The sequence below is a fragment of the Flavobacterium hibisci genome, assembly GCF_020026925.1.
Lineage (GTDB): Bacteria > Bacteroidota > Bacteroidia > Flavobacteriales > Flavobacteriaceae > Flavobacterium > Flavobacterium hibisci.
The window spans coordinates 83419-109733 of sequence record NZ_JAIQDW010000013.1; the positions used below are offsets into that span (position 1 = coordinate 83419).

At 34.1% G+C, this 26315-nt stretch carries 17 protein-coding genes; 4 read left to right on the forward strand and 13 right to left on the reverse strand.

The genetic code is table 11. From position 1 onward, the window contains the following. Nucleotides 1-17: 17 nt before the first annotated feature. Together K8B81_RS14145 and K8B81_RS14150 are read right to left on the reverse strand one after the other, a co-directional pair. Complete coding sequence (locus tag K8B81_RS14145) at nt 18-2018, reverse strand: fumarate reductase/succinate dehydrogenase flavoprotein subunit (RefSeq protein WP_223682228.1); 2001 nt, start codon at nt 2016-2018, stop codon at nt 18-20. A 15-nt stretch (nt 2019-2033) separates the two neighbouring features. Beyond that, nucleotides 2034-2699, reverse strand: a complete 666-nt coding sequence (locus tag K8B81_RS14150; RefSeq protein ID WP_223682229.1) for a succinate dehydrogenase cytochrome b subunit — start codon at nt 2697-2699, stop codon at nt 2034-2036. Between the two features lie 362 nt (nt 2700-3061). Here K8B81_RS14150 and K8B81_RS14155 point away from each other — a divergent pair, with 362 nt between their 5' ends. Beyond that, the gene (locus tag K8B81_RS14155; protein WP_223682230.1) at nt 3062-4423 is read left to right on the forward strand and encodes a hydroxymethylglutaryl-CoA synthase family protein; all 1362 of its coding nucleotides are present in this window, start codon (nt 3062-3064) and stop codon (nt 4421-4423) included. Nucleotides 4424-4536: 113 nt separating this feature from the next. On the opposite strand, the gene K8B81_RS14160 is transcribed toward K8B81_RS14155, so the two are convergent. Then, nucleotides 4537-5217 carry a transglutaminase domain-containing protein gene (locus K8B81_RS14160; protein WP_223682231.1) on the reverse strand — a complete coding sequence of 227 codons (681 nt, stop codon included), beginning with the start codon at nt 5215-5217 and terminating at the stop codon, nt 4537-4539. 567 nt (nt 5218-5784) lie between these two features. On the opposite strand from K8B81_RS14160, the gene K8B81_RS14165 reads away from it, so the two are divergent. After that, nucleotides 5785-7077, forward strand: coding sequence for an aminopeptidase P family protein (locus K8B81_RS14165; protein WP_223682232.1), 1293 nt, complete (start codon nt 5785-5787; stop codon nt 7075-7077). Nucleotides 7078-7138: 61 nt separating this feature from the next. On the opposite strand, the gene K8B81_RS14170 is transcribed toward K8B81_RS14165, so the two are convergent. Then, the gene (locus K8B81_RS14170; RefSeq protein WP_223682233.1) at nt 7139-7657 is read right to left on the reverse strand and encodes a ferritin; all 519 of its coding nucleotides are present in this window, start codon (nt 7655-7657) and stop codon (nt 7139-7141) included. Nucleotides 7658-7747: 90 nt separating this feature from the next. Next, complete coding sequence (locus K8B81_RS14175; protein WP_223682234.1) at nt 7748-8104, reverse strand: hypothetical protein; 357 nt, start codon at nt 8102-8104, stop codon at nt 7748-7750. 177 nt (nt 8105-8281) lie between these two features. On the opposite strand from K8B81_RS14175, the gene K8B81_RS14180 reads away from it, so the two are divergent. Together K8B81_RS14180 and K8B81_RS14185 are read left to right on the forward strand one after the other, a co-directional pair. Beyond that, nucleotides 8282-9085 (forward strand): TIGR00266 family protein, encoded by an 804-nt coding sequence (locus K8B81_RS14180; RefSeq protein WP_223682235.1) that lies wholly within the window; start codon nt 8282-8284, stop codon nt 9083-9085. A gap of 163 nt (nt 9086-9248) precedes the next feature. Beyond that, a complete protein-coding gene (locus tag K8B81_RS14185; RefSeq protein WP_223682236.1) occupies nt 9249-10028 on the forward strand; it encodes an alpha/beta fold hydrolase in 780 nt (259 codons plus the stop codon). Nucleotides 10029-10676: 648 nt separating this feature from the next. On the opposite strand, the gene K8B81_RS14190 is transcribed toward K8B81_RS14185, so the two are convergent. From K8B81_RS14190 to K8B81_RS14225, 8 genes are all read right to left on the reverse strand, one after another. Then, nucleotides 10677-13442: a PD-(D/E)XK nuclease family protein gene (locus K8B81_RS14190; protein ID WP_223682237.1), complete on the reverse strand. Its 2766-nt coding sequence runs from the start codon at nt 13440-13442 to the stop codon at nt 10677-10679. Nucleotides 13443-13506: 64 nt separating this feature from the next. Next, nucleotides 13507-14970, reverse strand: a complete 1464-nt coding sequence (locus K8B81_RS14195) for an OmpA family protein (protein WP_223682238.1) — start codon at nt 14968-14970, stop codon at nt 13507-13509. Between the two features lie 112 nt (nt 14971-15082). Further along, a complete protein-coding gene (gene kbl, locus K8B81_RS14200) occupies nt 15083-16276 on the reverse strand; it encodes a glycine C-acetyltransferase (RefSeq protein ID WP_223682239.1) in 1194 nt (397 codons plus the stop codon). Between the two features lie 81 nt (nt 16277-16357). Then, entirely contained in the window at nt 16358-19516 is a 3159-nt protein-coding gene (locus tag K8B81_RS14205) for a UvrD-helicase domain-containing protein (RefSeq protein ID WP_223682240.1), read from the reverse strand. 138 nt (nt 19517-19654) lie between these two features. Then, nucleotides 19655-20251 (reverse strand): lipoprotein signal peptidase, encoded by a 597-nt coding sequence (locus K8B81_RS14210; RefSeq protein WP_223682241.1) that lies wholly within the window; start codon nt 20249-20251, stop codon nt 19655-19657. A gap of 90 nt (nt 20252-20341) precedes the next feature. Continuing rightward, complete coding sequence (locus tag K8B81_RS14215) at nt 20342-20722, reverse strand: TraR/DksA family transcriptional regulator (RefSeq protein WP_163395408.1); 381 nt, start codon at nt 20720-20722, stop codon at nt 20342-20344. A gap of 11 nt (nt 20723-20733) precedes the next feature. Then, on the reverse strand, nt 20734-24135 hold the full coding sequence (gene ileS / locus K8B81_RS14220) for an isoleucine--tRNA ligase (protein ID WP_223682242.1): 3402 nt from the start codon (nt 24133-24135) through the stop codon (nt 20734-20736). 202 nt (nt 24136-24337) lie between these two features. Beyond that, nucleotides 24338-26260, reverse strand: coding sequence for an Atg14 domain-containing protein (locus K8B81_RS14225; protein ID WP_223682243.1), 1923 nt, complete (start codon nt 26258-26260; stop codon nt 24338-24340). Between the last annotated feature and the right edge of the window lie 55 nt (nt 26261-26315).

Here is a 26315-nt window from a genome sequence, read left to right on the forward strand (position 1 = left end):
TTAACTCTTAACCTTTTTTATTTATAACTTCTTTGAACTAATTTAATGTTTTCGTAAACCAGAGGTTCTTTGTGTAATACGGCATCACTTGGTTTTCCTTTGTACTCCCAGGCTGCTACGTATGCAAAGTTTTCATCATCACGAAGTGCTTCTCCTTCTTCTGTCTGATATTCTTCACGGAAGTGACCTCCACAAGACTCATTTCGGTGTAAAGCATCTTTCGCAAACAATTCTCCTAATTCTAAGAAATCGGCAACACGGATTGCTTTTTCTAATTCCTGATTAAACTCGTTAGCACTTCCAGGTACTTTAACATCTTTATAAAACTCTTCACGTAAAGCGGCAATTTCTTCCATAGCTTCAGCTAAACCTTTAGCGTTACGGGCCATACCTACTTTGTTCCACATAATTTTACCTAATTTTTTGTGGAAATAATCTACAGAATGAGTTCCGTTATTATTGATAAAATTATTGATCAAATCTTTTACTGATTTTTCAGCTTCAACGAATTCCGGCAAGTCAGTAGAAATTGGTCCCATTTTAATATCCGGAGCTAAGTAATCCCCAATAGTGTATGGCAATACAAAATATCCATCAGCTAAACCTTGCATTAAAGCAGAAGCTCCAAGTCTGTTTGCTCCGTGATCAGAGAAGTTAGACTCTCCAATGGAGAAACATCCAGGAATTGTAGTCATTAAGTTATAATCAACCCATGTTCCTCCCATTGTATAGTGAACCGCTGGGTAAATCATCATTGGCGTTACATACGGATCTTCGTCAACGATTTTCAAGTACATTTGGAATAAGTTTCCGTATTTACTTTTTACGATATCAGTTCCTAATTTAGTAACTAAAGCTTTATCATTTTCATTCAGTCCTTTTACGTGAGCAGCTTCTTTTCCGTAACGTTCGATAGCAGCCGCAAAATCAAGATAAACTGCTTCGCCCGTTTTATTAACGCCAAAACCAGCATCACATCTTTCTTTAGCCGCACGGGATGCAACGTCACGAGGAACCAGGTTACCAAAAGCAGGATATCTTCTTTCCAAGAAATAATCTCTGTCTGCTTCAGCAATATCAGTTGCTTTTTTCTTTCCTTCACGAATAGCTTGTGCATCTTCTAATTTTGCAGGAACCCAAATACGACCGTCATTACGTAACGATTCAGACATCAAAGTCAGTTTAGACTGATGATCTCCTGAAACCGGAATACATGTTGGGTGAATTTGTGTGTAACAAGGATTTGCGAAAAACGCTCCTTTTTTATGAATTTTCCACGCTGCTGTTGCGTTACTTCCCATAGCATTTGTAGAAAGGAAAAATACGTTTCCGTATCCACCTGAACCAATTACTACCGCGTGAGCAGAATGCCTTTCAATTTCTCCAGTGATTAAGTTACGAGCGATAATCCCTCTCGCTTTTCCGTCAATAACTACTAATTCCAGCATTTCATGACGGTTATACATTTTTATTTTTCCACGGCCAATCTGACGGTTCATTGCAGAATAAGCTCCTAACAATAACTGCTGCCCGGTTTGTCCTTGTGCGTAAAATGTACGCGAAACCAATGTTCCTCCAAAAGAACGGTTATCTAATAATCCACCGTATTCACGAGCCAATGGTACACCTTGAGCCACACACTGGTCAATAATATTGGCAGAAACCTCAGCCAAACGGTGAACGTTTGCCTCACGTGCACGGTAGTCACCTCCTTTTACAGTATCGTAGAATAATCTGTAAACTGAGTCACCGTCACCTTTATAGTTTTTTGCCGCGTTGATACCCCCTTGTGCTGCAATAGAGTGCGCACGACGTGGAGAATCCTGGAAGCAAAATGCTTTTACGTTATATCCTAACTCTGCTAGAGTAGCCGCAGCTGAACCTCCAGCCAAACCTGTACCAACTACGATAATATCAAGATTACGTTTGTTAGCCGGGTTTACTAAATTAATATGATCTTTATAATTTGTCCATTTGTCCGCTATAGGACCATTTGGAATTTTTGAATCTAATGCCATTATAATTGATATTAATTATTGTTTGAAATGATGAAATAAGGCGATAATTACGAAAAGTGCCGGAACAACAACTGCGAACCAGTAACCCACTTTTGCCAAAAATCTTGAATATTTGTTGTGCATCCCTACAGATTGAAGAGAAGATGCGAACCCGTGCCATAAGTGAAATCCTAAAAGGATAAACGACACACAGTATAATCCTGTACGGATTGGGTCATGAAATTTGTGAACTAACTCACCATAATATCTTGTAGCATCTGGTGCAGTTCCTGCTATGTATTTATACGTAACTTCAGGAAACCAGAAATCGTAAAAATGCAGTCCTAAGAATGCTAAAATAACCAATCCAGAAATAATCATATTTCTAGAACTCCATGATGCATTTGCAGCTCCGTTATAATTCGCATAAGCAATAGGCCTAGCAGCTCTGTTTTGAGCAGTAAGTATAAAGCCCATTATGAAATGGAAAATTACTCCAATTGCCAAAATTGGCTGCATTACAAATTGTATTAGCGGATTGTAACCCATAAAATGTGAAGCCTCGTTAAAAACGTCTTCACTAATAACAGAAATGAAGTTTAAGGTAACATGCAGCGCTAAAAAAGTGATTAAGAATATTCCCGAAAGAGCCATAGCTACTTTCTTTAAGATGGAAGCATTCAATAGTGCAGATTGTGCCATAAGTGTTTAAGTAGTTTGTTTTAAAAAATTAAGCAAAAATAACTCAATTACATATCAACTACAACCATTTCGTTGTTATTTATAATGATTTTAAAATAGGTTGCATATACGTACTTTTACGTATTAAAAAAGCAGAATACGCATTAAATTATTATAAAAATTTTCAAATGTATAATTTACCACCTCTATTTCAGAAAATAGTAATCTCATAAAAAAATAACAAAACATTGCTAAATTATTATTTTACTGCAACTTCTGACTACTTTTCTCCAAAACTCCCCTTAAACCAGAATTTTATACTCGCAAAAATTGTCATTCCATTCTAATAACTTTACCTTTACAGTCTTCAAAAAAAAATGAGAATGAAAACAGGAATTGACGCTATTTCTTTTGATGTAGCTAAGATACATTTACCCATAAAAACTTTAGCAATTGCCAGGAATATCGAACCAGAAAAATTAGAAAAAGGTCTTGGATTACTAAAAATGACTTTTCCGGACGTTTATCAGGATGCGGTAGTTTTTGGAGCAAATGCTTTAACAAAACTTATTATTGACAACAATATAAACCTAAATGAAATCAGCCGAATCTATGTTGGCACCGAAAGCAGTATTGACAGTTCGAAACCAATTGCTTCTTATTTGATTAGTTTAATAGAGCAAAAATTTGGCGAAGATGCTTTGGCTGAATGTGATGTTGTCGATTTCACTTTTGCTTGTATTGGCGGAGTTGATGCCATGCAAAACTGTTTGGATTTTGTAAAATTGAATCCATCGAAAAAAGCAATCGTAGTAACCAGTGACTTTGCAAAATACGATTTAAATTCTGGTGGAGAATATACACAAGGTGCCGGAGCGGTTGCAATGCTGATTACTGCAAATCCAAAAATCATTGCTTTCGATGACAATTGGGCCACAAGCACAAAAGGGGTTTTTGACTTTTTTAAACCGTACAGAAGCATTTCAAAAGAAGCCATTACACAAAATACAAATAACGAATCGTGGTTTGACAATTTAGAAGCCGAAATCGAAATCCATAAAGACCAGCCAGTTTTTGATGGCCAATATTCGAATCAATGCTATATGGATCGTACGCGAAATGCTTACTTTTCGTTCAAGAAATTAAAAAACACAACCGAAACTTTATACAATACCTGGAACAGCATTATCATGCATCTTCCCTATTCTTTTCAGGGACGCAGAATGTCGTCTGAAATCTATGCTTTAGATCATATTGATAAAATTATTGCTGATGATATGGCACCGGCAGATTACCAAAACAAAATTAAAGAGATTGGAAAATCCGATGAATACAAAAAATTCGTTACCGAGAAATTGCAGCCTGCAGAATTAGCTTCTTCTTTAATAGGAAATCTTTATACAGGTTCTATTTTTATGGGATTATTATCGACTTTAGCTCATTATTATGATACAAAAAAAGAAATCTCCGGAACTAAATTTGGTTTCTTAGCTTATGGAAGCGGATCGAAATCAAAAGTTTTTGAAGGAACAATTCAACCGGAATGGCAATCGGCTTTGGCCAAAATCCAACTTTTTGAAAATCTGGAAGAAAGTACAGAAATTGGATTTGAAACTTACGAAAGCCTTCACAAAAAAGAACAAAAGCAAAGCGTTCGAACTCCTAAAAATGAATGGGTTTTAGACAGAATCGAAACAGAGATTCCGACTCTGATTGGAGCACGTTATTATAAATGGGTGGATTAAATTTTAAAATTCCAATTTTTAAAACCCCAAATAAAACCGAAGTTTAAAAAGCTTTGGTTTTTTTATGATATTATGAGGACATGGATTATAAATTCAGGCTTTGAGTTATTTCATCAATTAAAATCTTGATGTAATCTTATTTTTCGTTTCTCTTCCATTTCAGCACTAAAGAAAGCATCAATACTTATTTCATTATCTAATAATTGCCATACTTCATCTTGGGGAAAATGTTCAAGAATAAAGTCATTTGGATCATCTAAAAAATATCTGGCATTCCATAATTTCCCTTCTCCTTCATCAGTAATAATAGTTTGCCTTCCCCATGTCACGTCGATAAGTGCCCATTTATCATAAAGCTTTACCGCATTCCATGCATGATTTGTGTCACTTAGTTTTTCGCCTTTATACCCATATCCTTTAGCATAACCAGTAATTACAGCACATTTTATTTTGGCAATATCACAAATTGCTTTAAACAAATTTGCATATCCAGAGCAAACAGATTTTCTGTTTGTTAAAGTTGCAGCAGGAGAAACATCAATGTCCTTGTTATTTAAAAAAGTATCCCAATCGTATTCTATATTTTCTATTATCCAAAAATAAATTCTTGCTGAAATTTCGGTTTTTGTTTTAGCGTTTTTCTTAAGATAAAGAGCCAAAGATTCTACATTTGATGTTTCAGATTTCGGAACCTCTTTGACATATTTTTCTACCTCTTGAAAATTCTTAATCTGAGAATAACCAGAAATTGAAATAAATAGAATTAGTAATATTATAAGTTTGTTTGCCTTCACTTTTATTTTGTAGTTGTTTATATCAAGAGCGTTTTAAGAATTGTAATATACAAATTCCCTCGATTGAAAAATGATTTTCATTATCAACTTTATGTTAATCCGAGTTTTGCGTGAGGTATACAGGAGGTATCCTTTATGCCGAAAGCCCGCCCTTGGGACACAACATAAAAATTCTAAATTGCTAAGATTAGAGAAATCTGCAAAATCTGCGTGAAATAAATTACCAATCTTTGTGAAGCTACGAGTGTTATTTCTCCGAAAAGGTCGAAACGACAGAACTTTGCGCTTATTAAGCTTTGTCGAGTTACTTGCGGAGATTGCTTCGCCAATTCGCTTTCGCTCATGTCTTCGTTCCTCAGAATGACAAGATGGAGAAAAACTTTGCGACTTCGCGACTTTTGCGAGCAAAAAAACTTGCGTGCTTTTCGTAAACCTTAGCTAACTCTGCGGTTAAAATTAAAACGAATAAAAATTCCTAAACAAATAATAAAACTTTAAGAAATCAATTTTATGTTGATGCCTTAAAATATGTAATTTTGAAATTCGAAGTTCAAAAAACAAGTTATTATGAAATATCATCAAATAAACAGCAATCTTTTTGTAAAAAACCGCAGAAAATTTACGGCAGAAATGAAACCTAATTCGGTTGCCGTTTTCAATTCAAACGACATCTACCCGATTAGTGCCGACAGTACTTTGCCTTTTGCCCAACACAGGGATATTTTTTATCTGAGCGGTGTCGATCAGGAAGAAAGTATTTTGCTTTTGTTCCCGGATGCACCTTATGAAAACCAGAAAGAAATACTTTTTCTGAAAGAAACCAGCGAACATATCGCGATTTGGGAAGGTGAAAAACTGACCAAGGAACGTGCTTTTCAGGTTTCGGGAATCAGAACGGTTTACTGGCTGCAGGATTTTCATAAAGTTTTGAACGAAATGATGACCTATGCCGATACGATGTACATCAACACTAACGAACATTACCGTGCTGCTGTTGAAACTGAAACACGCGAAGCCCGTTTTGTAAAATGGTGGAAAGAAAAATACCCTGCGCATAATGTGGCAAAAAGTAACCCAATTTTACAAAGAATCCGTTCTGTAAAAGAAAGTGAAGAAATCGATTTGATTCAGCATGCCTGTGATATTACCGAGAAAGGTTTCCGCAGATTGTTGTCATTTGTAAAACCAAATGTTACCGAATACGAAATCGAAGCCGAACTGGCACACGAATTCATTCGTAACCGTTCTAAAGGTTTTGCTTATACGCCAATTATTGCTTCGGGAAATAATGCGAATGTTTTGCATTATATCGAAAACAATCAGCAATGTAAAACTGGAGATTTGATTTTGCTTGACGTTGCTGCTGAATATGCCAATTACTCCAGCGACATGACCAGAACGATTCCGGTTTCGGGACGTTTTTCAGATCGTCAAAAAGCGGTTTACAATGCCGTTTTGAGAGTGAAAAATGAAGCGACAAAAATGCTGACACCGGGAACGCTTTGGAAACAATATCATGTTGAAGTGGGTAAAATCATGACTTCTGAATTATTAGGCTTAGGATTAATTGACAAAGCTGATGTTCAGAACGAAAATCCGGACTGGCCGGCTTACAAAAAATATTTCATGCACGGGACTTCTCACCACATGGGACTGGACACACACGATTACGGATTATTACACGAACCTATGAAGGCGAATATGGTTTTTACTGTTGAACCGGGAATTTACATTCCGGCAGAGAAATTCGGAATTCGTCTGGAAGATAATGTTGTAGTTCAGGAAAAAGGAGAACCTTTTAACTTAATGCGTAATATTCCGATTGAAGTTGATGAGATTGAGAGTCTGATGAATACATAAATAAAAAAAGCCCTTAATATTAAAAGTATTAAGGGCTTTTAAATTTTTATAAAATCGATTATTATGCAATTTTTGATATTTGAAGATCTAATTCAAATTTGCCTGTAGCTTCGTTTTCGTTGATTAACTCAAAAAGCTCTAGAGCTCTTCTTGCATTTTTCTCTTCTTCTCTTTGCTCTGCTACATACCACATCATAAAATCTTCTGTAGCATAATCATTTTCAGCTCTGCATTTTGCGATTACTCTATTGATTGCCTGAGTAACGGCGATTTCATTTTGTAAAGCAATTTCGAATACTTCCCTGAAAGAAGCAAATTCCTGCTGCACTTCCGGAACAGATGGCGTAACAGCAATCCCTCCCATATCTGTAATGAATTTGAAAATTTTCAGAAAATGCTCTCTTTCTTCTTCCGCCTGCTTGTACAAATACGATGCTGTATTTTCAAAACCGTTTCTATCCAGCCATGCAGCCATAGCTAAATATTTATTAGAAGCGTCACTTTCTATTTTTGCCTGTAAGTTCAATATATTTTCTATTCCTTCAGTTAATGAAGTACTGGTTCTTAGTAAATCTTTCATAATCATTAATTTTTTATACATGTAAATTTACAAAATATAAAAACAAAAGCCTTAATCGACTGAAAATTTGGATTTAATCTAAGTAAGAATCTAAATTAGTTCAACATTTGCAATACTACAAAGCATAGAATGCAAACTAAGTGTAAATTTAGTCCCGTTTAATAATTCACGAAGCTGCACTATTTCGCAGATGGTAAGATTTCTGGAGAAATTTTTTTTAGTAGTTTCAATCAGCTGTACATCAGCATGATCAGACAAATCATAAAGCATGTCTAAAATATCGACACTATTGACTTTTCTTTGGAAAATTAAAAAATCCTGAATTTTATAACTTGACTCTGTATCAGTAAAATTAATGATGATACTATTAGTCAAATCACACTGATAACTATATCCTTTTTCGGTTTCAAATAATACTTTTGTGGTCAAATCGCTAACTAATGCCATTCTGATAAAATTATAACGTTGCAAAAATATAGAATTTAAACGAATTAAATGCGTAATTAAGACTAATTTAAAATAACAAAGGCTGTTTTTGTTTTTAAAAATCTCTTAATAATATCAAAAGTTGTAACATTACAGCGCATCATTCGACTTATTTTAAAACTATATAACTTAGAAATCATGCAGGCACACGAAATAGATTATCAGATTTTTGGAGAAGAAATGCAATATGTTGAAATAGAGTTAGACCCACAGGAAATTGTAATTGCCGAAGCTGGTAGCTTTATGATGATGGAGAACAACATCCAAATGGAAACCATATTTGGCGACGGTTCACAACAACAGGGATCAGGTTTGTTTGGCAAACTTTTAAATGCAGGAAAAAGAGTCCTTACCGGCGAAAGCTTGTTTATGACCGCATTTTTAAACCATGGTAATAGCAAAAGTAAAGTTTCATTTGCATCACCTTATCCGGGAAAAATCCTTCCGATTGATTTAACCGAATTTCAGGGGAAATTTATCTGCCAGAAAAGTTCTTTTTTATGCGCTGCCAAAGGCGTTTCAGTCGGGATCGAATTTTCTCAGAAACTAGGTCGCGGCTTATTTGGCGGAGAAGGTTTTATCATGCAGAAAATTGAAGGGGACGGAATGGCGTTTGTACATTCGGGAGGGACAATGGCTAAGAAAGTTTTGGGTCACGGTGAAATCCTGAAGGTAGATACGGGATGCATTATTGGTTTTACCAAAGACGTCGATTATGATATTGAATTTATTGGTGGTATTAAGAATTCTATTTTTGGAGGTGAAGGCTTATTTTATGCTACTTTAAAAGGACCAGGAACAGTTTACATACAATCATTACCTTTCTCCAGACTCGCGGACCGCATCATTGCATCGGCACCAAGATCCGGGGGAAACAGTCGTGATGAAGGAAGTCTTCTTGGCGGATTGGGAAATCTTTTGGATGGAGATAATCGGTTTTAATCTAAAAATAGATTTCAAAATGAAGTCTATTTTATTTATACCAAAACTGCAATTGCTATAAGAAAACAACACAACATAACAGCTAAAACTCATATTTTAAACTTAAATTTCTTATATGGTTTATCGTTTCTTATCTTTGCTTTTCACATTATAAAACTTCATTTTGAAAACCGTTCTATATAAAAACACCACCATATCCTATACTGATTCAGGCGAAGGAACAGCGATTGTTTTACTTCACGGCTTTCTGGAAAACAAAAAAATGTGGCAGGATTATGCTGCTTTTTTCTCTGAGAATTATCACTTAATTGCCATTGATTTATTAGGCCACGGTGAATCCGAATGTTTAGGTTATGTTCATGAAATGGAAGAAAATGCCAGAGCTGTCAATAGCGTTTTAGAAAATCTGAAAATTGAAAAAGCGATAATTCTTGGGCATTCAATGGGCGGTTACGTTGGTCTGGCTTTCGCCGAATTATACCCCGAAAAACTACAAAAACTTGTTTTACTAAATTCGACTTCCAAAGAAGATAGTGCAGAAAAAAAACTAAACAGAACTCGTGCTATTAAAGCGGTAAAACAAAACTATGCCAGCTTTGTTAGTATGGCGATTGCAAATTTATTTAGTGAGAATAATCGCGAGCGTCTTGCAAACGAAATTGAAAAAGTAAAAACAGAAGCATTAAAAACACCTTTGCAGGGAATTGTAGCTTCACTGGAAGGAATGAAAATCAGGAAAGACAGGGAAAATATTTTGAAGCGAAACCTTTTTCCTGTTTTATTGGTTTTGGGAAAAAAAGATCCTGTTTTAAATTATGATGAAAATATATCCCAAATCAAAAATACAAATGCGCAACTTGTTTCTTTTGAGGACGGGCACATGAGCCAAATTGAGAATAAGGAAGATTTGAAAAAAGTTCTCTCTGATTTTTTCAGGGATTAAGAATTGCGTAAAATAGAAAAAAGACCGATCATCATTGTGAAACGGCCTTTCTTCATTATCGGGGGCAAAATCTTAATCGCTTTAATTTTTGACTTCTCATGTCAAATTTCTAAAATAATATATTTTTTTAGACGCGACAAAGGTATTTGAATAAATATAACTTTTCAATGAATGACTGTTAAAATACGCCCTAAAAATAAGTGTTAGTATCACTTTTATTAATAACACATCAATTCTTTCTTTTTAAAATAAACTGCATAAAAAATCTTACTTAATAATTTATATCTCATTAAAAAACAATAATATAAAAGAATAAAATTTAATTTAATAATTTATAAAATTGCGGTAATTAAAAATATATAATTAAATAAAGGATGTATTTGACAAATAACCTTTCTCAATAAGATCTTCTTTCTTATTTATATGATGTCGTTTGCCTTCTTTAATCAAAACCAAACTAGTAGAAATTTTGATTACATTCTGATAATCATGATCAGTAATAATCATTCCTTTTATTTGTTTATTTGATCTTATCAACATGTTCAAAGCAATCTATTATAATTGGAGACATCTTTTGAAGAGTCATTCGGCAAAACAAATTATCTAACAGCTTTAAAAATCCGAATATATTCAATAGCTTTCTGACAATCAATTTATTTTTTCTTCGAAAGGAATATTAGCATCAAAAATCTCATTTAACAACAATACAACCTCATTCAAATAATTATTTAACTTTTCACTAGTAACAGTGATATCCAATTCTTTATCTTCCTTAAATCCGAACGGTAAAAAACCAGACTTCAAATTTTTAAATGAAATAATTCCTACTTCTACAGGAAATTCCCCAGCTTCCTTTTCAAACATAAAAGCATAAGCCAATACCTGAATAATTTTATCATTTTTAAGCTCCTGAGTCAAACCGTTCCATGATTTCAGGACAACATTAGCTTTTTCAACTTTTCCTGTCTTATAATCAATGATTCTTATCTTTCCGTTACGTAGTTCAATCCTATCTACATTTCCTTTGATTAAAACAGGAAATGGCAGACTAGGATGAATTAAATTGCGTCCAAATGTTTCTTCCAAAGCGATAATTTTAATTGCATCCCCATTTTTGATTGCCTCCAATTCCATTTTTAAAAAATTAGAAACATTACGTTTTGCAACTTCAAAAGCCAGAAGATTACGTCCTTTTTTGATTTCACCTTCTTTGTAAACCAGCTTAAACTGTTTTAAAACCTCGTTATCTAAAAGCTTAAAGCAATTCAAAATATCGGATTCCGAAATAAAATTACCAATAAAAGGTTCATATAAGGCTTTCAGTGTTTCATGAATTATGGTTCCGAGTGTATTCAAAGCAATATTTTCTTCAACTTCTTCGACTTCCCGGATGCGAAGTATTTTTTGAAAATAAAAATCGATTGGATTCCGAATATAGCTTGTCAGTGCAGAAGGAGAAAATCCTGTAGAAGCAATTTCTTTCAAACGCTCCATTACGGCATCTGACTTTGGAATTGACATTGGTTTATATGCAGTTGTTGGCAGTACCGGATTGTAAATATCAAAAGTTAAATTATGTTTTGGTTGCTTTTCCACTTCTAATTGTGTAATAAATCGGCTTCGTTCGCCGGCATCTAGTCCGTCATTTTCGGTATTATGTATCAGATAGATATTTTTAGCTCTTTGCAGCAAATGATAAAAATGATACGTATAAATAGCATCTTTTTCTTTAAAAGTCGGCAACCCAAGCTCCCTCTTTACATCATATGGGATAAATGAATTTTGAGATTTGCCGGCAGGAAATTTCCCTTCATTCATAGAAGTTACAATTACGGTATCAAAATCAAGGACGCGGCTTTCCAAAACCCCCATAATTTGCAACCCATTTAAAGGTTCTCCTTCAAAAGAAACCTCTGCAACGTCTATTACTTGCTTATAAATTGCATACAAAGTCTGGATATTATCTATATGAGTATGCTTAGAATAATAATTGATTAACTTATTGATAACTTTAAAAATAGAGAACACAAAAGTTTTTGCGATTTTCTCTTCTTCATTGTCATTACTGAAATTTTCTTTAATCAAAAGCAAAAGTGCCGAAATACTTTCGAGTACAACCAGAGCCCCATTTTCCCATTTTCTAAACAGGAGACTAAATAAATCTGACGGATTAAAATTGAGTTCGTTTAATCTGTTATGGGTAATAAAAGTATAATTATTTTCCTTTATAACTTTAACTAATTGACCGGTTTTGGCAAAAGGCTGAATCAACGGATGTGTGAGAATATCAAGCACATCTTTGTAATAAAAAACATAACTTGCCCCATTTCTGGAAAGAGCATTTGTATGCATTTTGAACAATTTGGCAATTAAAATTTGTGACGGATTGTTTTTACCTGAATACCCCATAGTAATATTCAATGCACCAACAGAATTTGGCAAAGAATACAAAACTGGTATAAGTAAATTTTCTTCACCAAGCACAATTGCTACTTTATCAAGAGAAGAACCTGGATTATCTTTCAGAATACTTTCAATAATGCTTCCGGAAAGTTTTGCCTGTCCAATAGTTTTTGGGGTTCCTATTACCTGAATATTCTTTGTCTGAGAAAAATCATCCGTAATCCACTCAAAAGGATTTGATTTATAATGTTTCCAGTTTTCTTTAAACCGCCTTACAAAAAGTCCTGCATCATGGTAAGGGTCATTTAGAAAAGTTTGATCTATATCCCAATAAATTTTTGCCTGATCAAGAGCTAAAAGATGCTGTACTATTTTCTCTTCAGCAGCATTTAAAGCATTAAAACCCGAAAAAACATAAGTTTTATTCGAAATAGCGTTTGAAAAATGATTTAAGTTATTTACTGCTTCACGATATATTAACCCCTGATAACCAAAACCTTTATTTAACAAATGGCTATATAAAGCTTCATAATAAATTGGCAGCAATTTCCAAAAATCAATATAATTTTCAAGGAGTTTCGTTTTATTTTCAACTTCAATACCCCACTTTTTAATATCTTCAATATCTTTTAGATAAGACAAAACATGAGAAGGCTCCAGAAGATAGCGATCAATTTCATTAAAATCCTGAAGAAGTGTTTTTGCCCAATTTGCAAATAATTCAAATGACTGCTGATGCTGTTTTTCTGTAACAGAGAGATAAACTTCGTAAAATTCAAACAACAATTCAATTGAATCAACAGAACGAATAGAAGCAACTTCCTGTACAAAATCCTCAATTGAAATAATATCAGGAGAGAGAATGGTTTTATTTGTTTGTTTCCTTAATGCTTCAATCAAAAAAACCTTAGCTCTTTTGTTAGGAAGAACAATAGTAATTTCAAATAATCTATCGGAATAATCCTGAATAATAGTAGCTGCAATTTTTTCTAAAAAAGAAGTGTTTATCATATGATAAAAATAAAAAAAGCCATTCAATTAAGAATGGCTTTTTAAAATTATTTAGAAAAGTAAATTATAGTTTACCTTCATATTTAGAACCAATATGTTTGATTTCAGTTCTTCTGTTTTGAGCTTTACCTGCTGGAGTTTTATTACTTGCAACTGGTTGAGACTCACCAAAACCTTTAGAAACTAAGTTATCAACACTAATTCCTCTTTCGATTAATGCATTCATAACTGCTGCTGCTCTGTCTTCAGAAAGTTTTTGATTCAATTTGTCTGAACCATCACTATCTGTATGACCTTCAATACTGAATTTCGCATTAGGATAGTTTTTAAGGATTTCTTTAATTGCATCTAATCTTGCAAGAGTTTCTTTATCTCCTGTTTTGAATGTAGCTTTACCTGAGTTAAAGTAAACAGCTCTAGCCTGAACTTTAAGTTCTTCTAATGCTTCAGTAGTTACTTCAGGACAACCTCTGTTACTAGCTGGACCAGCTACAGTAGGACAATCATCATCTTTATCTAAAACTCCATCTTTATCAGCATCTAAGAAAGGACAACCACCGTTTTCTTTTGGACCAGCCTCATTAGGACATTTATCATCTTTATCAGCAACTCCGTCACCGTCAGCATCAGGACAACCTTTTAAAGCAGCTAAACCAGCAACATCCGGACAAGCATCATCTTTATCAGCAATTCCGTCTCCGTCTGTATCAGGGCATCCGTTTAACGCAGCCAGACCAAATACATCTGGACAAGCATCAGAAGCATCAACAATTCCGTCTCCGTCAGTATCAGGACAACCATTGAATTGTTTCAAACCAGCAACATCCGGACAAGCGTCATCTTTATCGTAAACTCCGTCTCCGTCAGTATCTTTACCTCCGAATTTGAAAACCAAACCTGCAGTATGCTGGAAGTGAGATGGAGCATCCGGAGTACCAGAAGCATCTTCTCTATCACCACCTACAGCCCATTTATATCTTGAAGCAAGTTCAAGACCAATAGCATCTGTAAACCAAAAAGTTAAACCAACACCTGGATTAACAGTTCCATAACTGCTATCACCAAAGAAAGTATAACCTCCACCAACAGATAACGAAGGATCAATTACTTTAGATTTAATTAATTCCTGGAAGCTATATTTAATAGTAGCATCAATTCCGTAGTACATTAAATCTCCTGGATTGTAAACAACATTTCCTCTTGAGTCATGATCTGCACTTGATGGATCAAATACAACATATTTATCAATTTTGTTTACAGAACCTTGTAAACCAAGAGAAAAACCACTTCCAACGTATCTAGATACACCAATGTAAGATAAAGAAGGAAGAATATTCCAGTTGTCTTTAACAGCGAATGGCTGAGAAAAGTGTTGATCAAAGAAACCACTTCCTGAACCAGAACTTGTTCTGGTATCAACGGCATTAACCCCAAAAGAGATAGCCCATGGATTGTTACTGTCCTGTGCATGAGCATTTAAGCCCATCGCCATTAATACAGCAACAAAAAGTTTGTTAAGATGTTTCATACTTATTTTTTTTAATTACAATTTAGTTAATTATAGACAAAAGTAACACGTAATTTTTTAAATACAAAATGTTATGTTAAAAAAAACCTACAAAAATTCCTCAAAATGGTAATTATATAACTTTTAACATTTTGCCTACAAATACAAATGCTTCTATTGCTCTGTCTAAATGTTCTTTAGTATGAGCTGCAGATAACTGTACCCTAATTCGTGCTTTGCCCTTAGGAACTACAGGAAAAAAGAAGCCAATTACATATATTCCTTTTTTTAGAAGCTCATTAGCCATCGTTTGGGATAATTTTGCATCGTATAACATCACAGGAACAATGGCTGAATCCCCATCTATAATATCAAAACCTGCTTTTTTCATTCCTTCTTTAAAGTAACTGGTATTCCAGGCCAATTTATCTCTTAAAGATGTATCTTTTTCCAGGAGTTCAAAAACTTTAATTGAAGCGCCCACTATTGCGGGAGCTAAAGAATTTGAAAACAAATAAGGACGTGAACGCTGGCGTAGCAATTCGATGATTTCTTTTTTGGCAGTAGTATATCCTCCCATTGCACCTCCAAGAGCTTTACCGAGGGTCCCCGTTATGATATCAACCCTTCCCATTATCCCTTTTGCCTCAAGGGTTCCTTTTCCTGTTGCTCCAATGAATCCGGCTGCATGACATTCATCCACCATCACCATTGCATCATATTTATCTGCAAGGTCACAAATTTCATCCAGTGGCGCTACAAGTCCGTCCATAGAAAAAACACCATCTGTAACGATTAATTTAAAACGTGCACCAGCTTCATTAGCCTTAATCAATTGCTGTTCTAAATCTGCCATGTTACTATTTTCATAACGATAACGGGCAGCTTTACACAAACGTACCCCATCAATAATAGAGGCATGGTTCAGACTATCTGAGATTATAGCATCATTTTCTCCTAATAAGGGCTCAAAAACTCCTCCATTAGCATCAAAAGCGGCTGCATAAAGAATAGTATCTTCTGTACCATAAAAATCTGCAATCTTCTTCTCTAAAGTTTTATGAATATCCTGTGTTCCGCAGATAAAGCGAACAGATGACATCCCAAAACCGTGTGTATCCATTGCATTCTTTGCTGCCTGAATTACTTCAGGATGCGATGAAAGTCCTAAATAATTATTAGCACAAAAATTCAAAACCTTTTCCCCTGTAGAAATAGTAATTTCTGCATCCTGAGCAGAGGTTATAATACGTTCTTTTTTAAAAATCCCGTTTTCTTCAATTGCGTGGAGCTCACTTTGTAAATACTCTTTAATTTTTCCGTACATCTCAATATTTATAATATGTTAAAAATTAATACATTAGCCAAATTAAAGCTACGTAAATCATTTAACATCTGATTAATTTTATCACAAATTTACCACATCAATTTCAGCACCTATATACACCAAAGTTCTTTTTAACACTTTGTATCCTAAATCTTCAATTGCATTTTGATATTCCTGAATTTGATGCACGTATTTAGGATTTTTAGCTCCGGTTTTATAATCCAGCAAATAAGCTTCCATATCCTTTGTCAACACAATTCTGTCCGGTTTTAAGATTTTCCCCTCCTTTTGGACTATTGTATACTCATTTAACACAGTATTTTGTTCGTTAAAACAAATACTTATCTCTGGATGGTTTACGATTTCAAATAGTGTTTTAGCAACAATTTCTTTTTGATCTTGTGTTATCAATCCATTTTCAATTGCCTTTGTAAGCGCTAATTCAATATCTGACTTATTTTTCACGAAAGCTAAAATCTCATGCACAATATTACCATATGAAATTGCCTCTTGCTGGTGTGTACCCCACATTAAGGCTTCACGCTGAGCAATTTTAATATTTTTCAGATTTAAAACTTCCGAAACAACCGGAATTGTTTTCAACACAGTCAGTGTTTTATCAGATACAGAAAATTTCTTTGAATTTCCAAATTCATATTCCATTTTATCAGGATCATAAATTCCTTTATGGATTAAAAATTTAATAAAAAATGAAGCCATATTACTTGGAAATTCTCCATCTTTTCTTTCTTTTAGCGATTGAGAAATAACATACAACTGCTCTTCTGCCCTTGTTAATGCTACATACAAAACATTAATATTATCTAATAGCTCCTCTTGCTTTTTTAGATTAAAAACAGCAGAAGCATTTTCTCCAAAACTTTCTACAGCACTACTATTATCAATGAGAGCTTTCGGAACTCCCAAATCTGCTTCTTCAGTATCCAGCCAGAGTTTATCTTTGGGTTTTCTGTTATAATCTTCTTCTGCAAAAGGCATAATTACCACCGGAAATTCTAAACCTTTCGATTTATGAATTGTCATAATACGAACTGCATTATTTCCTTCGGGAGACGGAATACTAAATTTTTCTCCATTCTTATCCCAATAAGCTAGAAAATCAGCTATTCCTGCCTGATTTCGAATATCACGCTCCAGGACAATATCAAGAAAATATTGCACATAAGCATTTCCTTCTGAAGGGAGAATAAATTTTGATATGATAATCTCTACGGCCTCATAAAGTGATTTTTTTCGAATATTTTCAAAAGAAAGCGAAACATCAAAGGATAAAAGCCATTTTTCAAAATCATCTTCAGCTTTCTGATTCATTCCTTCTGCAATAAAATCATGAATTGGCATTTCGATCTCCTTTGCATTTCCCAGAAAATGCAGAAAATTTGCTTTTGCCTCCAAATCAATGCTATTATTGAGATACTTCAGCAAATGGATGATCAGCCTCACTTCAGTAGCATTTTGAATCATCAATGTTTCTGATGACAAAAGCGGAACATTTTGTTCTGTCAAATAATTTGCAATAGCGATTCCCTGATCTCTTTTACGGGTTAAAATCACTATATCTTTGTATTCAAAACCTTCATGAAGAACTTTCTGAATTGTATTTAAAGTTGTCAGAACATACAAATCTGACTTTTCAATCTCTTCTTCTTCATCTGCAAAATCATTTTTTTCAATTATAGGCAGAAAAGAAATATTTACATAACCTCCTTTTTTAGAGTTTGCATTCTGAAAACTATGATTTTCGTATAAATTTTTATAATCCTCATTTGAAAATTCAGCAGAAATTAATTTAAAAAAAGCATTATTAAAATCAATTACTTCGCTGTAACTTCTATAATTGGTATCTAAATGTTTTATAGATTTATCGGGGTTATTAAACGGATTTAAATCTTTACTTAGCTCAATAAATTGCTCTGCTTTTCCTCCTCTCCAGCGATAAATTGATTGCTTTGGATCCCCAACAATCATCAAGGTTCCTTTATTACCTAAATCATCCTGTCCGGAAAGTGCATTATCGATCAGCGGAATTAAATTTTGCCATTGCATCTCTGAAGTGTCCTGAAACTCATCTATAAAAAAATGACGGTATCGTTCGCCTAAACGTTCGTAAATAAATGGCGCAGGCTGATTCTGGATTTCACGATGAATAATCGCATTGAATTCTGAAATTGACAATACATTTTGTTCCGATTGAATTTTAGCCAGCTCATTACTAACTGTATTCAACAAAGAAAGTGGCGTAATATTTTTTAGAAAGGCCTTGTAAAAATCCCTTTTTTCAAAGTTTTTATAGACTTTGTCTAATATCTGAAGCAGCTGCGGAATACTATTTTCAATCAAAGCCCTGTCACTAGCCGTTTTGTTAATTGCAATATCTTCAAATTGATGAAAGGTTTTATTTTTGGGATTGAATTTTCCGTCACGAATACTTTCTAAATGATTTGGAAAAGTCCCACGGGAAAAAGATTTTAAGTCGATTCCATTTTTATCGATTAAAGAAAGCGCCTCAACAGCTAATTGTTCATTTTCTGATTCTAATTCCTGACACAAAGCCAGCATTTTCTTTTTAATGACAACAAATTCTTCGATCGTTTTATCGTTAAAATGAATAATTTCATTTCGATTATTTTCATTCAAAACCAAACGACCTGTTTCAAGGATTTCACGCGAAACATCCCAGCTTTTATCATCATCGGTCTTTTCCATTGTAAAATCAATCAGCAATTTAGTCAGTGTTTCGTCCTGACCTGCCTGTGCAATAATGGCGTCAACAGCTTCAATCAACAAATTTTCGGTATCCAGAGTCACCTCAAAAGTCATGGGCAAATTTAAATCGTGAGCAAAAGCCCGGATTACTTTATGCGTAAATTTATCTATGGTAGAAATATCAAAAGCAGCATAATTATGAATAAGATGCTTGATAATATTTTGAGATTTTGTTTTGATTTTAATTACAGAAAGTCCTGTTTCCCGGGACAAATCTTCCATCAGATCTATGGCTTTTTCTGAAGGTTCGTCTTTGGCAAATTCAGATAAACTTCCAACAATACGGCCTTTCATTTCATGGACTGCCTTATTCGTAAATGTTATTGCAAGGATATTTCGATAAGCATCATTTTTAGGCGAAGAAAGAATGATTTTAAGATATTCCTTAACCAGAGTATAGGTTTTTCCGGAACCTGCAGAAGCATCATAAATTGAGAAAGACGGGCTTTGCATAAGCTTGGTTTTAGTCTTGTAAAAATAGCACATTAAATATTAAAACCAATAAATGCAAAATCCAAATTCTAATAGATGATGGCAATCACATACTATTAGAATTTGGATTTTATTTTTTTTTGACTTTTTAAAACAAGATCAATGTTTTGGAAATGCTCTTTTATTAAAAACAAGCAAAATACCTACACCTGTAGAAATGGCCACGTCAGCAACGTTAAAAATAGCATTAAAAAATTCAAATCGCTTTCCTCCAAAAAAAGGAATCCATGCAGGCAAATCTCCTTTCCAGATAGGAAAATAAAACATATCTACAACCAAACCATGAAACCATGTACCATACGGCTCAGGAGAAAAAGGAGTTGCTAAATTATTATAACTGCTGTCAAAAATGACACCATAAAAAACAGAATCCAGAATATTCCCGGCAGCTCCCGCAAAAATAAGTGCAATGGCCACAACTAAATAAGAAGACGCATGTTTTTTTACAGAATCATATAACCAGTATCCAATGCCGAAAACAGCAAAAATCCTAAATACAGTCAAAATTAATTTACCATATTCTCCGGGGATTTTAGTTCCCCATGCCATCCCTTCATTTTCTATGAAATGTATTTTAAACCAATTGAAAATCATAACCTCCTCACCTAAAATAAAATTTGTTTTTACATAGATTTTAGAAACCTGATCAATTAATAATATTATGAATATAAGGAGATATGCTTTTCTTAATGACATGTTGTGAATTTTAATGTTGGCAAAAATAACAATTAAATCAAAAAAAACGCCCCTGATGGAGCGTTAATTCTTTTGTAATTTGAAGGTGATTTATCTTTGCATGTTTTTAGCTTCGATACTCATTGTTGCATGAGGCACGATTTTAAGCCTTTCCTTGCCAATTAGTTTACCTGTTACTTTGCAAATACCGTATGTTTTATTTTCAACACGGAATAAGGCATTTTTTAAGTCACGAATGAATTTCTCTTGTCTGATAGCCAACTGAGAGTTTGCTTCTTTAGACATTGTTTCACTTCCTTCTTCAAAAGCTTTGAAAGTTGGAGAAGTATCGTCTGTTCCGTTATTCAAATCGTTCATATAGGCACTTTTGATCAAATCAAGATCTTCTTGTGCTTTTTTAATTTTTGCCTGAATTATTTCTTTGAACTCTGCTAAATCAGCGTCTGAGTATCTTGTAATTTCATCTATCATGGTATTTATACTTATTTTGAAATTAATATCATTGTTTTAATATCATCAAACTCAATTTCTGTGCCGTTTTCTAAAGCGTCAGCAAAAACCAGTTCGTGTGTTAATGTTTCCGATTTTATATAATCTTCATTTTTTGAAACAGCTTCTTCTAAAATGCTGTCTCTTTTTATTTGTACTTTGATCTTATCAGTAACTTCAAATCCTGAATCTTTACGGATATTCTGAATTCTGTTTACCAATTCTCTCGCAATACCTTCATTTTTCAATTCTTCAGATATGGTGATGTCAAGCGCAACTGTAATTCCGTTTGAATTTGCAACCAGCCATCCTTCGATATCCTGCGATGTTATTTCGACGTCTTCTAATGATAAAGTTACATTATTTCCTGCAATAACAATATCTAGCGTTCCCTGCTTGTCCAACTGATTGATCTGCTCTGCAGAAAAACCTTGTATCTCCTTAGAAATCAACCCCATATCTTTACCAAAACGTGGACCTAATGCTTTAAAATTAGGTTTAATTTGTTTTACCAAAATACCTGATGCATCATCTAAAAGTTCCACTTCTTTCACGTTTACCTCAGCTTTTACCAAGTCGGAAATAGCTTCGATTTCAGCACGCTGATTCTCGTCAAGTACTGGAATCATTACCTTTTGCAAAGGCTGACGCACTTTGATCATCTCCTTTTTACGTAGTGATAAAACCAAAGATGAGATAGTTTGCGCCTTCTGCATTTTGCTTTCCAACGTTTTATTAACAAAGTTTTCGACAAATTTTGGGAATTCAGCCAAGTGAACACTAGCAAAATCCTCGGTTCCCGTCGAAGCTGTTAAATCACGGTATAATTTATCCATAAAAAATGGAGCAACCGGAGCGCTCAATTTACTGATTGTAAGCAAACAAGTATAAAGCGTTTGGTAAGCTGCGATTTTATCTTTAGCATATTCGCCTTTCCAGAAACGACGACGGCATAAACGAACGTACCAGTTACTTAAGTTTTCCTGAACGAAGTCAGAAATCGCTCTTGTTGCTTTTGTAGGCTCGTAATCTTCGTAGCATTCGTCAACAAATTTTATTAACGTATGCAGTTCAGAAATAATCCATTGATCGATTTCCGGTCTTTCGTTTAACGGAATTTCAGCTTCTTCATATTTAAATCCGTCGATGTTGGCATATAACGAAAAGAAAGAATACGTGTTGTATAAGGTTCCAAAGAATTTACGGCGAACCTCAGCAATTCCTTCGATATCAAATTTCAAGTTATCCCAAGGATTAGCGTTTGAAATCATATACCAACGTGTCGCATCTGGACCGTATTCTGCAATGGTTTCAAAAGGATCTGTTGCGTTACCCAGACGTTTAGACATTTTTTGTCCGTTTTTATCCAACACTAAACCGTTTGAAACTACATTTTTGTAGGCCACTTTATCAAATACCAAAGTTCCGATCGCGTGTAATGTATAAAACCATCCACGAGTCTGGTCTACTCCTTCAGCAATAAAATTAGCCGGAAAATCTTTGTTTTCGTCAATTTTGTCTTTGTTTTCAAATGGATAATGCCATTGTGCATACGGCATAGCTCCAGAATCAAACCAAACGTCGATTAGATCACTTTCGCGCTTCATTGGTTTTCCAGAAGCAGAAACTAAAGTAATTTTATCAACAACATTCTTATGCAAATCAATTAAATCATAATTTGATTCGGACATGTTTCCGATTTCGAAACCTTTAAACGGATTTTCTTTTTGAAAACCAGCTTCAATAGATTTCTCGATCGCATTGTACAATTCTTCAATAGAACCAATAAGAACTTCTTCTTTTTTGTCTTCAGTTCTCCAAATTGGCAACGGAATTCCCCAATATCTAGAACGAGATAAGTTCCAGTCGTTGGCATTTTTAAGCCAATTTCCAAAACGTCCTTCACCAGTAGATTTAGGTTTCCAATTGATAGTTTCGTTCAGGTCGAACATTCTATCTTTTACATCGGTTACTTTAATGAACCAAGAATCTAGAGGATAGTATAATAACGGCTCGTCTGTTCTCCAACTGTGCGGATAACTGTGCACGTATTTTTCAACTTTAAATGCTTTATTTTCTTCTTTTAAACGAATTGCAATTTCAACATCTACAGATTTCTCCGGAGCTTTTCCTGCATCGTAATATTCATTCTTAACGTATTTACCCGCTAAATCACCTAAATGTGAGGTGAATTTCCCTTGTAAATCTACTAATGGAACCGGAGTTCCGTTTTCGTCTAAAACCAACATCGGCGGAACTTCCGGTTTTGCTTCTTTTGCAACTTTAGCATCATCTGCACCAAAAGTTGGTGCTGTATGCACAATTCCCGTTCCATCTTCTGTTGTAACGAAATCACCAGCGATTACTCTAAATGCATTTTCAGCATTTTCATAAGGTAAAACGTAAGGCAATAATTGCTCGTAACGGATTTCTACTAAATCTTTTCCTTTTGCTTCGGTTAAGATTTTGTATGGAATTTTTTTGTCGCCGTTTTTCACATTGTCAAAATCAGCGTCGTCTTCACTTAAGAAAAATCCTTTTCCGAATTGCTTTCCAACTAAGTTTTTAGCCAAAATAACATTTACTGGTTCAAAAGTATATTGATTGAAAGTTTTAACTAAAACATAATCGATTTTTGGACCAACGGTCAAAGCGGTGTTTGAAGGCAATGTCCATGGCGTTGTCGTCCAGGCCAAAATATGAATATCACCAAAACCTTGTAAAAAGCTTGGTAAAGTTTCCGGCAAAGTCTTGAATTGCGCTACAATCGTAGTATCGGTAACATCACGGTAAGCACCCGGCTGATTTACTTCGTGAGAAGATAATCCCGTTCCTGCTTTTGGAGAATAAGGCTGAATTGTGTATCCTTTGTACAACAAACCTTTATCGTAGATTTGTTTCAAAAGCCACCAAACAGACTCCATATATTTTGGTTTATAAGTCACATACGGATCTTCCATATCAACCCAATAACCCATTTTTTCGGTCAAATCATTCCATACGTCGGTATAACGCATTACGGTTTTTTTACACGCTTCGTTATATTCTTCGATAGAAATCGTTTTACCAATATCTTCTTTTGTAATTCCTAGTTCTTTTTCGGTACCCAATTCTACAGGCAAACCGTGAGTATCCCAACCGGCTTTTCTTTTTACCTGAAAACCTTTTTGAGTCTTATATCTGCAAAAAATATCTTTAATCGCACGTGCCATTACGTGGTGAATTCCCGGTAATCCGTTTGCTGAAGGCGGACCTTCAAAAAATACGTAAGGTTCAGCACCTTCGCGAGTAGTTACACTTTTTTCAAATATATTTTCTTTCTTCCAAAAATCAAGAACTTCAGACGCTACAGTTGGCAAGTCAAGTCCTTTGTATTCAGTAAATTTTGTACTCATTTTATCCTTTTCTTAAACGAGGTGCGAAAGTAAGGAATTTTGAATTATTGTCCATCAATTTCTTGAAATTTCACACTTTTATAGAGACATACCAGATCAAAAACAAAAGAATTGACTACTTTCTGGTACTAATCTCAAAGATAGGAGTCAATAAACCAAAAAGTAGTCAATTCTATGTTATTTTTTTTAAAGAAATTAAAGACTATTTAAATCCTCCGAAATAAACTTCTTTCATAAAAATACGATTTCCAAAAACCGGGTTTATTTCTACTTTTTCCCTTTGTTCCTGATAGATAGTCTCGCCATTAAAATCTTCAATTTCGTAACGCACATTGTACGGAAGTTTTCCCGAATTCAGGGCTGCAACCGGACGATAATCTCCAAAAAGTTTTCTCTCGAAGAAACTCTTATTTCCGTTATCAAATTCTGTTTTTTCTGTTGAAACTATATTGAAATTTTCTTTATCTATAAAAACATGATAATCCGTTTTTGGAATTGTTCTGTTTCCTGTGCTTAGTGTTTTTTCAAAGTAGTTTAAATGATAACATAATCTTCCTTCGTACATTTCATCTTCCAAAACTTCAAAATTATTCCACAAATCGAGTCTTAAATCAGTAAGAAAGTTTACTAAATCAGCATTCTTAGATAAATTATTATGATCATAAGAGGTAAGTTTTGCCCATTTTGCATTTACGCCGCTTTCACGGTCATCATGACTCCAGGCTTCTGCTCCATTCAAAATTTCATAATAGCTTTCAGGCATTTTTTTTCTAAGAAGATAATTAGAATTTGTAGCCCATTTTTCTTCTGTCTGAGGCACTTTATTTCCTTCAATCGTAAGTTTAGAAAAAAGATGTGCTTTTTCAATTTTCTTCAAAGCATCACTTCCTCCCAGACTGGCAATTACTTTTGCTAACAATTTAGCATTAAGCTGATACGGAATCGAATCGAGCATATTATTCCTTTGGATTTTGGCTTTTTCCAGTTTTGCTTCACGGTTGGCTTTTTCAGTTTCCCATTCTGCTTCCTGCTGCTCTATTTTTTCAAAAAAAGCTAATCGTTTTTCTTCTTTTTCTTCTTCAATTTTCGCTCCTAATTTTTTAAGTTCAATAAAACGAGTAGTGTGATTTCTTATCTTTTTATCTGCAAAATTAGCCTTGTTTACTCTTTCTAAAATAGCAGACCCCCTTGAATCCTGTTTGTCATTTTCAATCAATAGATTAGCATACTGCAATGCTTTTTCTTTATTCTCAAGTAAAAAATAAGTCTGCGCCAGATTGTTAGTAACAATAAAACGAATATCTTCATTTGCAGGGGAAGGCGGATATTTTACTAATAAACTTTCTAAATACAGCAAATGTGGTGTTAGTAATTTCTCATCTAAACCTTTTTCAAGGCTTACTTTCTCCATCTGAGCTGTAATTTCTGTCTCAAAAGCAAGCATCTGTTTGTATTCTGAATGTCCTTTTGATGTTACAAATTCAAATCTTTCCTTCGATTTATCAGGCGAATATCCAAATTTATAATTTAAAAAATCCTGGATTCTTGCTGCTGCCTGATAAATTACATTGTCAAACCCAAGCCCTATAGTACTGTAATCTGCCTCCTTAACTGCAGCTCTTACTTTTTTATCATGTTCTGAAACTGCAATTTTCACTTCACCTAAACCATTATTTCCGATACTCAATGAATAGGATTCTGAACCTCCAAAATCTTTAGTCAATAAAATCTTATCTCCATATTTAACATCGAGTCTTACATTTGTCAAATAGTTAGAACGACCACTGTAAGTCCATTTATTTTCTTTTTTATTATAAGTACTGTCAATATTCGAATCTGTATATCTGGGCATGGCAAAAGTTAAAAAAAATTTAAGTTTGCCGTTTACGGGATCTTTTATATATCCATTAATATTAAAAAAATGTTTCTTTAAATTAGATTCTTCTTCCTGCAGTGATTTATCCATTTGATAAAAAGCGGTCTGAGTTAATACGTTGTCTAGAACTTGGTACTCGGGATATCTAATTATCGGAATTTTAAATTTCTTGGTTTTAGAGCTTATTTTTTCTTGTGCCTGCATTGAACCAATTACAAGCAAAACGATTAAGAGTACTGTTTTTTTCATAGGCAAAAAAAGCCATCAGAAATTGTATCTGATGGCCTTAAAGGTTTTACATTTT